We start from the raw sequence: 9013 nt of genomic DNA on the forward strand, positions 1-9013 counted from the left end.
ACTTACTTTTAGGATCGTTGTAGCGATTTGGGAGCACCACATGTTTGATCCTCGTTTACTTCGGGCATTTGTGGCGATTGTTGAAACGGGAAGCTTTACCTTGGCGGCAGATCAACTGCATATGACCCAATCGACCATCAGTCAGCAACTGGCTCGGCTAGAACACGCTGTCGGTAAGCCTTTGATTGAGCGCCAGTCCCGTTCTTTACAACTGACCACAGCGGGCGAGTCGCTTTTAGGATACGCCAGACGTATTCTGGCCTTGCAACTTGAAGCACAAAATGTACTGAGCACCACCACAGGCAGTATTCCCATCCGTATTGGAGTACCAGAAGACATTATGAATACGGAAATGGCGAGATTACTGCATGGTTTTAGTGAAGCACACCGTTCAATCCGGCTTGATGTCACGGCGGGATTAAGTCGCGATTTAATGACACGCTATCGCGCAGGACAATTTGATATAGTGATTGTAAAGGAACCGATGGCCAGTGCAGATCATTTTGCAACATTTCCAGAAGCAATTGCCTGGTTTGAAAGTCAGCATTTTAGTCAAGTATGGCCCGATCCCATTCCTTTGGTAACCTTTCCGCAAGGTGGATTGTACCGCGACGAAATGTTTGATTTTATTGAACGTGAACGTAAACACTGGTATGTCGCTTTTTCAAGCAATAGCCTTGCCAGTGTTTTGGTCGGTATTGAAGCAGGATTAGGCATCTCGCTTTTGCCCGTGGCAGCCACACAAGGATACAATGTTCGCGAATACAGCGTCTTTGGGCGAGCACCCGCTATGGCGGTATCGCTTTATCGCTGGGAAAAAGATGGTGTTATCTCAGAACTAGCCACACAAATGGCACAAATATTACAAAATCGTTTGCATCAGTTTGCGCCATCCACATCGATAAGTGCTGAGTAAAAGGAAATGTGATCGCCACGCATTTTGAGCGATCACACTCAGTTCAATGATTCAGACTAGCCACGGCAACTGGTAAAAAATAATGTTCTGGTACATTTTGTTGGTGTCGCAGGCGCAGCTGCGCTGTTGTTCTGATCAAACGTTGCCGTGTTATTTTGCGTTGGAGTACCTGTTAAGCCACTTAATGCTCCGGCCAGATTGAGACGAGAAAAACGTAAACCATTTCGAGTATCGGTCACCAATGTTCCACTATTTTTGAGTCGATTGACGCTCTCGTCGAGGCTATCATTTGCAAAGGCATTATTGGCTCGAATAATGGCCAGTGCAGCCGCCACATGCGGTGTTGCTTGAGAAGTACCGCTCATAACAATGCCACCACCTGAAATTCGAACACCCGGTGCAAGTAATGTTAAATTTGCAGAACTGTTACTAAAACAAGCGACTTTATCTGCATAAGAGCTGCTATCGGTACATGAACTATACATGACACGGCCAATATTTGAGTCGTACACTGCCCCTACACTGACTGCTCCCTGTAAACAGGCCGGATATGAAATGGCATTGGATTTAGCCGAGTTTCCTGCCGCTACAACGGGTAATACACCTGCTTCACGTAGCGTTTGAAAGCTTTTTGATAATGAGCCTGTACAGGTCGAAGTATTTAAATCTCCCCCAAGACTCATGTTTGCAGTCTTGATATTGAGGGTTTTGGCATTGTTGGTCACCCAGTTTAATGCCGCTGCAATATCACTGTCATACGCCAGTTTGCCACGAAAAACATCCATGGCAATAATCTTGGTATCTGCCGCGACTGTGGCAGCAATCGCTGCAACATTGGTGCCGTGTTTTTCACTGTCATCAAGTTGATTATCTTCTGGCGCCATATCCATAGCATAGCTGACCCGACAACTGGCTGGTGTGCCGGCACGTGTGCAGTTTCCAAAATCATTTAAACGATAATCTACACCAGTATCTAAAATTGCCACCGATGTTCCCTGACCAGTATAACCTTTAGATTTTACTGCTGGTTGGCCAATCAGATTCAGATTTTCATTGGCCATGGTTTTAGACGCTATATTCGGATAAACCGCTTTGACCTCTGGATCATTGAGCAACTTTACCAAAGTATCACGCTGTTGAATTCGATAAAAAGTCAAAGGCAATGCATTGTAATCACGCATTAACTGCACACCGCCAAGTACGGATAGACGTTGTCTTAAATTCTGTTTTTGTTGATGCAGTTGTGTAATTAAGGATGTGCTTGTTAATGGCTGTGTATGATTCGTCTCGACAATCAAATCATTGGATGCATTATTCAATAGTGCATCCAGATTAATTTTACCTTGTGCAACTTTTTGTAGCGCCTGTGCAGACAGTTTCGCCCGAGCTTGTTCAGATGAAAGCTGAGCGTGCGCTGATGTTATTCCCAATCCAATACTTACAATGAATAGCATGTACTTATGCATGTGTTTAATTCCATTTTTGTTGGGTGAAGAAACGTTAGGGTTTAATAATTTGATTACCCGGGTCCTTTTCTGGATCTATGGGCTGAATGCTCAGATCACTTTTGGTATCGGCAAGTGGCGCGCTGTCGGATGCTTGCTGCTCTGCTTGAGTAAGTGAATGAGATGTCACGTCTTGAGTAGTGATATTATTTAGGTGAGATGGCTGATCAAGCTGCCCTGCTTGAGCTTGTGCAGTACTTTGCTTGATTGGGATAGCTGTCTCAGATGGTTGAAAATAAAAAAACAATAACGTCAGAAGCACAATAACTAATAGCAAAATAGAAGCAATTCGCATGTTTCATCCGTGTAGAATTGAGGTTGATGTGATGGGCTGATCTATCGATAAAACCAGATCATCCATGATCAAATTTCAAGCGAACATACCTGAGAATCATTATCAAAACTAGCTACAAACTGACGAAGAGTTCTTAAAAATACTGAGTTAAAATCCTCATATCTTTATAAAACAAAAAAACGCTTTAAATTCAATTATCTTGAAGTTATTTATGCTGTAATAAATGTGTCATTTAAATTTTTTGTTACACAAATAATCTTATCTTTGAAATTTACTTAAGGCCTGAAACCATTTGAGCATTTACAAATTATCCAAGTAAAAAACGCTGGTTTAAGCATCCATACACAATCTGTTATAGTCATCCAGACAAATCACATGACCATCATATGCAAAAATCCAAACAACTGGCACTGAGCTTAAAGCGGTTGATCGAAACAGGGACATGGAAAGCCCATGACAAACTTCCCTCGCTTAGACAGCAAGTCCAAATTTCTGGATTTAGCTTAATGACCGTTTTAAATGCCTATCAGGAGCTCGAAGCTCAAGGGTTAATTTATTCTAAATCAAAGCTTGGATACTTTGTTGCTGTCCCTCCAGTGCCTGCATCGGGCACACATAACATGGTTCAGAGTACCAATATCGAAATCAATTCACGGGTATTTCGTTATTTAAAGTCGATTCAGTCTGAGCATATTGTGCCATTTGGAAGTGCCTTTCCTGACAGCCGTTTACTTTATTCAGCGCAGCTGATGCATACATTGGCTCGACAAGCTAAACACAAAGCGGCTTATCAGCAAATGCCAAGCCTTCCACCAGGAAATTATGCATTACGCAAATACATAGCGCAGCGCTATTGCATGCAGGGTATTCCGACAGACCCAGAAGATATTGTGATCACTTCGGGTGGGTTAGATGCACTGAATCTTTCACTACGCGCGCTTACTCAGGCAGGCGACTATATTTTGCTACAAGAATCCATTTTTTATGGTGCTTGGCAAGCCGCAGAAAATCTGGGTTTAAATGTGATCATACTACCGGATCACCCTGAATACGGACTCGATCTAGAGGCTTTTAAGCAAGCACTGATCACCTACCCTATAAAAGTATGTTTATTGATGCTCAATAGCCAGAATCCGATTGGTTTTACCGTGTGTGATGAAATTAAGGCACAGCTTGCAGCATTACTATACGAGCATGATGTGTACTTGATTGAAGATGATGTCTATGAGGAATTGTATTACGGCGTACACAAACCACACTCGATGAAATTCTTTGATCGACATCATCGAGTGATACACTGTAGTTCATTTTCTAAAACATTAGGCGCAGGATTTCGTGTAGGTTGGGTGTATGCTGCACAATTCTCGGCGCAAATTCAGCATTTACAACTGATGAGCACCATCTCTGTGAATGCGCTGATTCAAAGTACATTGGTCGAATATCTGTCTCAACGCCATTACGACAAACATTTAAAGCAGTTGCGTAGCAGCTTAAAACGTCTTAAAGATCAATATTACGAAATACTGACACAGCGACTACCAGCGACTTGCCACATACATTATTATCCTTCTGGATATTTTTTGTGGATTGCTCTTCCAGAACAGCTAGACAGTCAACAGTTGTACCAAGATCTCCTACAGCACCAGATTGGAATTGCGCCAGGTTATTTATTTAATCAGCGCCCCGAACATGCGCATCATTTGCGCTTAAACTGTTCGTTTGAAATTGACGCCACCATTGAGCAGGCACTTCAACAACTCGCACAGTCGATTAAGCGACAATTTGCACTCAATTCAATGCATATTCCCAAATCAGATAACCCATAAAAAAGCCCAGAAATGAGTAAAACGTAATGATAAAAAAAACAAACCAGGCTTTATTTTTACGAAATAAAAAGTTCATGCTGTCCACTCCTGATTGAATATGACACTTTAGAGTTTGGCAGACCATAGGAAAACTGGTAGATACAATTTTTGATGAATACACTATAACAGACCATAACAGCGCACAAGAGGCGCTGAATGAGTCAAGCTTTAGGTTTAGCCGATCAAGAAGATTTAAGTGAAGATGCCACCGTGTCGGTAACTGGCTGATGATTTGGTCGGTACAGTAAAAACAGTACGGAGAGTGCAGCAATTAAAATCATGGGAATACTGGAGGCAATTACAAAGATTTCACTTTGGCCAACGCTCAGTAAATAGCCTGCGAAAAGTGGCCCGATAAATGCGCCAACTCGTCCTAACGCCACTGCGGCACCAACACCAGTCCCCCGCATTTTTGTAGGGTAATATGTTGCAGCCAATGTATACAAAATCGACTGACACCCAATAACAAACATACCACACCCTGCGGCGGAGAGCGTGAAGGCAACAGTCGTATGCGAATAGGCCAAACCAATCAATGACAGGAAGATTCCGGTATATGCGCACATCGCAATCATAATTTTATTGAAACGATCGAGCATCAGGCCCAGAAGTAACACCCCAACAGAACCTCCCAGATTAAATCCCATTTGAATATAACTTGCTTGATGCTTAGTTAATCCTAAACCGGCAATCAGTGTAGGAAGCCAGTTTTGTAGCAAGGCCAGCACCAGTAAGGTTCCAAAAAAACTGATCCATAAACTTGCGGTGGTGCGGGTTCGTCCTTGAGAAAATAGCACCTCAGACATACTGTATTTTGTACTTTGCCGTTGATGGCTTTTCAGATAAGCTTTTGATTCAGGCAAAAAATAATAAAGAACAACGGCTAAAAGAAGTGGCGCCCCGCCCCCCAGATAGAAAATATGTCGCCATTGATGATCTGCATCTAAGCCTAGTGCAACTACAGAAGTCAAAAAACCGCCAATTGGCATACCATAATACATCGAACTGACTGCTGTGGCCTTATATTTATCGGGAACCGCCTCAGATACCATGGTAATCACAATTGGCAGTGCGCCACCCATGCCGATACCAGTCAAAAAGCGAATCGCTAATAAAGCTGTATATTCCTGCATAAAAGGCGTAATGAGAGACATTGCACCAAAAATAATGACACAGGCAATTAACACTTTTTTGCGACCTATCACATCGGCAATACGTCCTGCAATTAATGCACCGGGTAAAGTCCCCAAAACAGCAGCACTGAAGATCCAACCCATCTCGGCGCTCGACAACAGCATTTCTGCTTTCATACGTGGGGCAGCAACACCCATAGACTGCAAGTCAAAACCTTCAATAATCGCAAAAATAAAACACAATACCAAAGTAATGATCATGACATGAGATGAATGAGGAGGCTGTTTAAGACCGGATTCAACCGTTTGCATGTTTATCTTCCTTTTTATTTTGTATAAATCAGCTTTCCGAGCTGTTTTTGATTTTTTTCAAACTAACAAAGATTATTTATTTACACAATAGTGAATTAAATTATGAATAGCATAATTACTTCAATTGATCTTGTTTGGATCACTCCTACGAGCGAGTTAAAACTTCATTCTAAATAACAAAAAGCACCCGAAGGTGCTCTTGTTTGGACAGATGTCCTTATTGCGGAGTGATGTTCACTGCGCTTGGGCCTTTTTTACCTTCAACGATGTTGAAAGAAACGCGTTGGCCTTCATGCAAAGTTTTGAAACCGTCAGTTGCGATTTCTTTGAAGTGAGCAAATACGTCTGGACCAGAATCTTGTTGAATAAAACCAAAACCTTTAGTTTCGTTGAACCATTTAACGGTACCAGTAGCTGTGTTAGACATAATCTATCCTATAAATTTTAAGGGTGGAGCGTCATGCGAGATGACTATTTAACTGTAAAAATTGAACAAATTGAGCTTAAGATCTATAAAACGAAGGATTAAGACTAAAACTACGATACTTAAAGAAGATTGAACTAACCGTCTAATTTTTCTAGTTGCAATTAGCATACAGCAAAAATGAAATTATTCAACCGTATCTTGGGTCTGTTTCGCAACTTCATTCGGGATTTTGTTGGTTACTCGCTCAAAGCTTTGTGAATCCAGCAATAGGGATTAGATGAGATCGTGTTCAAACTTAAAAAACAATAAATCACCAGCACGATCAAGACTGTTGATCTTACAAAAGGTAACTTATAAAGAATGCAATATGTTTGATTTCATTTGAGCTGAAATTCGTATAAAAAAGCGAGTATTATTTATTAGTCGCTTTTTCATTTATTTTTTCTGTGATGAGTGTGAAGCTATATCTCAGAGAAAGCTGGTTGAAGATAGATTGAATTATTAAATATCAATCAAATGTAAATATTTTAATAAACCATTAATCTTTTATAATTTTACCATGAACAATTGAACGAATAATTAATCTTAAAATCATCCACCATGCATAAATACTAGCTATAGACGTTGATTCATCATCATTTAATAAACCATGTGCTACATTATTTCTTAAATTATAGCCCAAGGCTTCTGTGAAAATACTTTTGATTTCAAAAGTTAAATCTTTTCCAAAAATCTGCTCAGCTTCAGGAAGTTCCATTAATGTACTTAATCCATTTTCATTTTCTATACCATCAATAGAAAGATTAGTTGTAATTGCACCCGCTTGCTTTAATAATGATCTAACGATATGTTCAACTTGTGGACAAAGAAGATGTATCGCAAGACCAAATTCATTTTCAAAACCTAACCATAAGGCATTACCCATTAAAATTTCTCTACCATCTTGAACAATAGGTGACTGCTTACAAACAGCAATCATTAGATCTTTAGAGAATCTATGTTCCAGTTGAAGCTGTTTTAATGATGGAAGAATTTGAGCTTGAACCGCAAAATCAATGTGGATAGAAAATTGGCTTTGAGCTTGACGAAGTAAAGCGGCTTGATTTGCAGGATCATCTTCTCCGGCTGTTAAATTTCTACCTGGCGTGATTGCTATCACACGCCCATCACTACTGAGATGACGTCCCCCAAATAAACTCCCAAAGATACTATTCTTTAGAATATCGTTAGCACTATTTAATAATTTTTCATATTTAATTGGATGACTCACACCTGTAAAAAATAATAAGGCTTCTTGAGGAGTAGCTTTTGCTTTCACATGGTTAATAGATGATTCTATTAAATCTGAAATATCTACATTAGGTAATGTAAAAGAAACCATTTCATCTAAAGAAGCTTGCCCTGAAGAAGTTATTTTCTGACGAATCTCAATTATCTTACTTTCGATATCATATTTACTTCGATCTCTAACAGGAATTCGGCGATACGCTTGAACAGCATTTTCATAAAAACCATTTGCCACCAAATTACTATCTAAACTTCTCTTTTTAGCTTCTGAAACGTAGCATTCAGCAATTGCCACTAAAGACTGTAAGTGTTTTTCAACTTCACCATCTTGCTTATTTTTTTTTGAAGATAGTTCGAAATATAAGATTGCGGAAAGAAAGTCACTATTATTCTTTAAGTCATTTGCTTTGTCATATAAGGTTTGTGCTATTCGAGACCTTAAATCATCGTCAATCTTCAATGTGTCTAGTAAATCAGCAATCCATAGCTGCATAAATTTACTATCTGAATACTCTTTAAGGAAAGCTGCAAAAAGCATACTTTTTATTTGTTCTAAACGTTCCCAATCCTTAATTTATATAGCTAAACGTGCTCCTCGTTCTAAACATTTATTTATATCTTTTTGCCAAGATTGGTCATCAATTTCATTTCCAATATAAGCATCAATAGCTAATCTTCCATGGTTAATATCTTTAGGCTTTTGCATTAACCACAAAATATCAGCAAGTCGCGCCTTTAAAAATGACTCACTTATGTCATCTAGAATCTGTTCAAAAAAAGACAATTCTTCTGCCGTGAAGTCTTCAGGAATTGTAGATCTTCTACCCATTTGAAAATCTTCAAATATAGGCTTAAACGGTTCATTTAAGCTACTTGGTATAAGTCTCATCGAAGCTGCTCTGGATAATAACTCGAGAACTTTATGTTCCTCAGTTCTTCCTGTATCCAACATACTTTTCGCTAATGTTTGTAGACTTTGCATAATGGTGGAATAACCATAATGATCATTTTCAGGAATATTTGTTTCCCAATTACATTCTAAAAATTTCTCACGTGCATGATCTAATGTATTTTCCATCTGACTCTCAATTTTTTATAAATTTAAAAATAATACTTATTAAATATACATAAATTTTAATACTTTAATTTTTTATTTTGCTTACTACAGGCTTATGTTGCATAAACCCCAAAAACAACAAAGCCCTGACATACTCAGGGCTTTGTATAAAATTTGGCGGAAGCGGTGAGATTCGAACTCACGGAGGACTCACAC

General features: G+C 39.4%; 9 protein-coding genes. 2 read left to right on the forward strand and 7 right to left on the reverse strand.

From position 1 onward, the window contains the following. Positions 1–40: 40 nt before the first annotated feature. Entirely contained in the window at positions 41–916 is an 876-nt protein-coding gene (locus tag ADA42_RS10645) for a LysR family transcriptional regulator (RefSeq protein ID WP_048765135.1), read from the forward strand. Between the two features lie 56 nt (positions 917–972). Here ADA42_RS10645 and ADA42_RS10650 read toward each other — a convergent pair whose 3' ends face one another. Then, positions 973–2382, reverse strand: a complete 1410-nt coding sequence (locus tag ADA42_RS10650) for a S8 family peptidase (protein WP_048765137.1) — start codon at positions 2380–2382, stop codon at positions 973–975. A 34-nt stretch (positions 2383–2416) separates the two neighbouring features. Further along, on the reverse strand, positions 2417–2716 hold the full coding sequence (locus ADA42_RS10655) for a hypothetical protein (RefSeq protein ID WP_048765139.1): 300 nt from the start codon (positions 2714–2716) through the stop codon (positions 2417–2419). A 386-nt stretch (positions 2717–3102) separates the two neighbouring features. On the opposite strand from ADA42_RS10655, the gene ADA42_RS10660 reads away from it, so the two are divergent. Then, positions 3103–4542: a PLP-dependent aminotransferase family protein gene (locus ADA42_RS10660; protein ID WP_048765140.1), complete on the forward strand. Its 1440-nt coding sequence runs from the start codon at positions 3103–3105 to the stop codon at positions 4540–4542. On the opposite strand, the gene ADA42_RS18980 is transcribed toward ADA42_RS10660, so the two are convergent. The 5 genes from ADA42_RS18980 to ADA42_RS18675 form a co-directional block, all read right to left on the reverse strand. Further along, positions 4505–4618 carry a hypothetical protein gene (locus ADA42_RS18980; RefSeq protein ID WP_004936303.1) on the reverse strand — a complete coding sequence of 38 codons (114 nt, stop codon included), beginning with the start codon at positions 4616–4618 and terminating at the stop codon, positions 4505–4507. The two genes, ADA42_RS10660 and ADA42_RS18980, sit on opposite strands and share 38 nt — an antisense overlap. Before the next feature lie 145 nt (positions 4619–4763). Next, positions 4764–6026 (reverse strand): 3-(3-hydroxy-phenyl)propionate transporter MhpT, encoded by a 1263-nt coding sequence (mhpT, locus tag ADA42_RS10665; protein ID WP_048765142.1) that lies wholly within the window; start codon positions 6024–6026, stop codon positions 4764–4766. Between the two features lie 217 nt (positions 6027–6243). Next, positions 6244–6453 carry a cold-shock protein gene (locus ADA42_RS10670; protein WP_004936298.1) on the reverse strand — a complete coding sequence of 70 codons (210 nt, stop codon included), beginning with the start codon at positions 6451–6453 and terminating at the stop codon, positions 6244–6246. A gap of 538 nt (positions 6454–6991) precedes the next feature. Next, on the reverse strand, positions 6992–8278 hold the full coding sequence (locus tag ADA42_RS10675) for a DUF4209 domain-containing protein (protein WP_206541108.1): 1287 nt from the start codon (positions 8276–8278) through the stop codon (positions 6992–6994). Positions 8279–8314: 36 nt separating this feature from the next. Beyond that, entirely contained in the window at positions 8315–8818 is a 504-nt protein-coding gene (locus ADA42_RS18675; protein WP_206541109.1) for a DUF7380 domain-containing protein, read from the reverse strand. Positions 8819–9013: the final 195 nt, after the last annotated feature.

The sequence above is a fragment of the Acinetobacter sp. 243_ASPC genome, assembly GCF_001054715.1.
GTDB classification, from domain to species: Bacteria; Pseudomonadota; Gammaproteobacteria; order Pseudomonadales; family Moraxellaceae; genus Acinetobacter; species Acinetobacter soli.

Bases quoted from the DNA above. Each gene is read 5' to 3' on its own strand.
- ADA42_RS10645 (WP_048765135.1), top strand. From the start codon at position 41: ATGTTTGATCCTCGTTTACTTCGGGCATTTGTGGCGATTGTTGAAACG.
- ADA42_RS10650 (WP_048765137.1), bottom strand. From the start codon at position 2,382: ATGCATAAGTACATGCTATTCATTGTAAGTATTGGATTGGGAATAACA.
- ADA42_RS10655 (WP_048765139.1), bottom strand. From the start codon at position 2,716: ATGCGAATTGCTTCTATTTTGCTATTAGTTATTGTGCTTCTGACGTTA.
- ADA42_RS10660 (WP_048765140.1), top strand. From the start codon at position 3,103: ATGCAAAAATCCAAACAACTGGCACTGAGCTTAAAGCGGTTGATCGAA.
- ADA42_RS18980 (WP_004936303.1), bottom strand. From the start codon at position 4,618: ATGAACTTTTTATTTCGTAAAAATAAAGCCTGGTTTGTTTTTTTTATC.
- mhpT (WP_048765142.1), bottom strand. From the start codon at position 6,026: ATGCAAACGGTTGAATCCGGTCTTAAACAGCCTCCTCATTCATCTCAT.
- ADA42_RS10670 (WP_004936298.1), bottom strand. From the start codon at position 6,453: ATGTCTAACACAGCTACTGGTACCGTTAAATGGTTCAACGAAACTAAA.
- ADA42_RS10675 (WP_206541108.1), bottom strand. From the start codon at position 8,278: ATGCTTTTTGCAGCTTTCCTTAAAGAGTATTCAGATAGTAAATTTATG.
- ADA42_RS18675 (WP_206541109.1), bottom strand. From the start codon at position 8,818: ATGGAAAATACATTAGATCATGCACGTGAGAAATTTTTAGAATGTAAT.